The following is a 2,611-nucleotide window of genomic DNA, read 5'->3' on the forward strand; positions in this document are numbered from 1 at the left end:
CCTCCTCGACTCTGCCGAGTTGCTAGTCCTTCCCGCGACCGGGCGGACAGTGGACTTTCACCACACAATCACACGTGCGCTGCCGGGCGCACAAATAAAAAATCCGATGCTGCATAAAACAGCATCGGATTTGAATCTGGCGGAGGAGAGGCCTCGCAAGTTTCTTATGAAATAAGGGATCTACATGTGCTTGATGAATTTACCCACCAAAGCACCCACCAAAAGAAAATTGACACGACACCTACAATCGACGTACGGACATTTTTTTGTTAGGGTAACCTCATCTACAAAATATAGTGGGAGGAGGCATTCTAACAATCATCATAATCTTCTTATGAGGATCTGAAATGTTAAAAAAAGTTGCTATATGGAGTACGGCTGCATCTGTAGGATTGATAACCGTCGGATGTGCGACTATTGATGGAATGGTGGCTGATAGCCGTAATTTCTTAGGCATCCAAGATGATGCGCAAGCTACTGAAGCAGTGAAGCCCACTACTCAGAAAACAGAATCTGTCAAAGCAAGCACTAAAAAATCCGCTGATCAAACAAAGACAGCAAAACAAATTAAGACAACGAAACCAGTAAAAGTTGCTAGAACCGAAGAAGAAGAAATCAAGGCAATACAGGCGAATGTCGATGCTGTGTTAGCCAAGAAGAAGGCTGATGCAGAAAAGAAAAAAGCTGAAAAAGCCGCTAGAGAGGCATCCTGCACCACTCTGGTTGAAAGACTCAAACAAGAAGATAGACAGTATCTTAGTGAAGAACTATATGCCAATCTGAAAGAGGCTAATCTAACTTGTACAAATATAGAAAAAATTAAAGATACAAGTATTGGTGGCTTTATTCCTGTAATAGAAAAATGTCGCACTCAAACCAATCTTACAAAAGATGACGTAAAAAATTATACATCATTCTTGTCTGTATGTAGAAAAATATTTGATAAAGATATTGCGAATAAATTTAATCTAAATATTCAAAATAGACAAAAAGCATTGATGGATTCCTTGGAAAAGGACGGAAGCTTACGCGGCAAATTCCCAAATGAAGACGATAGAATTGTTGCAATACAAACTAGATATAGAAAACAACTAGAGCAAGACAGGCAATGGGGTGAGGATTTCGAAAAATTAACCAACTTGCAATGGAAGCCATTTAATGGATATGTCGTTGGCAATGAGAGTTATAGTAGTAATTTTGTAAGAGAATTTGGCAAAACTGGAAAGCTAACTTTAGCCGAACGAGGTCGACTTAATTGCCACGAAACTGCATATCCTGGCATTTTATATTGCGGAAAAATTCAAGTTGATACCGTTGATGAAATCAATATTTTGGAAAGTAATCTTCGCTGGAGATTAGCTGCTGCAGGGTTCCCAGATACCCCTCGAATTCCTTATGCATACATCTTTAAATTGGAAAATCAAAAGTTATCTGTAAGAGAATTAAACAATGGAAATTATGAAGTATACAATAGGGGCTTGAGAAATGTAGCAATTGAGTTAGGAATTGATAGGATTTGGTGGACAGCTAATCTATCAGATTTAATGAAGTAATTAAAGGTGTTAATTATATTTTTGAGGTTAAAATGAGTGCATATGATACTTTGACTACCAATCAGAAATTGTCAATAGAAGCTAGACTTGGGAATGAAACAAAGTCGGCAGGTGTTGCTTACCTTTTATGGTTTATGTTTGGCACACTGGCAATTCATTGCTTTTATCTTGGACAAGTTAAAACAGGAATACTTAGACTTATAATTGGTATTTTAGGGTGGTTCGAATTATTCTCTGGTTTGGGTTCTGCCCTATTTGGGGAAGGAGGAAATAAGCAAGAAGGTGACGACATTATATGGGGCATTATTCTTTTGGCTATTACTTGCATTTGGATGTTGTGGGATCTATTTAGAATGCCATCATATATTCGAAGTCAACAAGCTAAACGACGTGAAGAATTAGCTTTATCCTTGTTACCTAAGCCTGAATCAAACCCTGATATTTCTGAAGTAAAAGAAAAGGTCGAAGATGATAATGAAAAAAATATTGCTTAGCTCTCTGCTGTTTCTTACCGTCTGCGTTGCTCATGCAGACGATCGACGTATTTTTATGCGAAACATAGACATAAGCTTAGCTGGTCAAGGCTATTGTTCCTATATTTTTAGCCTAATGGCAAGTGATCCTTTCGATAATCCATTAGAGATTGAAATAGGTTTTTATCAAGGCAATAAATTGGCATCAAAAGGAATGATGGAGGTTAAACCATTTGGACATGCTCGAGCAAATCAAAAGCAATATAGCTTTGCTGAATGCTCATGTGAATTCGATGTAAGTGAAGCAAAGGTTTTGCGTATATGGGAGATTGAAAACGATAAAAAGACACCACTATCTCTTGACGTTATTGTTCCTGATGAGATATTCAAGCCTATTGATGTCGTAAGGTAATAAATAATGATGTTAACAAGGGAGGGGGGGGGGGGGGGTTTTTACCCCCCCCCCCCCAAATTAAAAAAAAAAATTTTTTTAAAAAAGAAAAATTTTTTTTTAAAAAAATTTTTTAAATAAAAATTTTTTTTTTTTTTTTTTATTTAAAAAAAAAAAATTTTTAGGAAAAATTA

3 protein-coding genes are annotated in these 2,611 nt (G+C 36.7%); all 3 read left to right on the forward strand.

Translation table 11 applies throughout. From position 1 onward, the window contains the following. The first annotated feature begins 347 nt into the window (after positions 1 to 347). From DES29_RS12245 to DES29_RS12255, 3 genes are read left to right on the forward strand one after another with little or no spacing between them, the layout of a single operon-like run. Positions 348 to 1,553, forward strand: coding sequence for a hypothetical protein (locus tag DES29_RS12245; RefSeq protein WP_021995948.1), 1,206 nt, complete (start codon positions 348 to 350; stop codon positions 1,551 to 1,553). 32 nt (positions 1,554 to 1,585) lie between these two features. Next, the gene (locus DES29_RS12250; RefSeq protein WP_113854949.1) at positions 1,586 to 2,047 is read left to right on the forward strand and encodes a TM2 domain-containing protein; all 462 of its coding nucleotides are present in this window, start codon (positions 1,586 to 1,588) and stop codon (positions 2,045 to 2,047) included. Beyond that, positions 2,028 to 2,438, forward strand: coding sequence for an IrmA family protein (locus DES29_RS12255; RefSeq protein WP_147145921.1), 411 nt, complete (start codon positions 2,028 to 2,030; stop codon positions 2,436 to 2,438). Before DES29_RS12250 ends, DES29_RS12255 begins: the two co-directional genes overlap by 20 nt. Positions 2,439 to 2,611: the final 173 nt, after the last annotated feature.

The sequence above is a fragment of the Sutterella wadsworthensis genome (assembly GCF_003315195.1).
GTDB classification, from domain to species: domain Bacteria; phylum Pseudomonadota; class Gammaproteobacteria; order Burkholderiales; family Burkholderiaceae_F; genus Sutterella; species Sutterella wadsworthensis.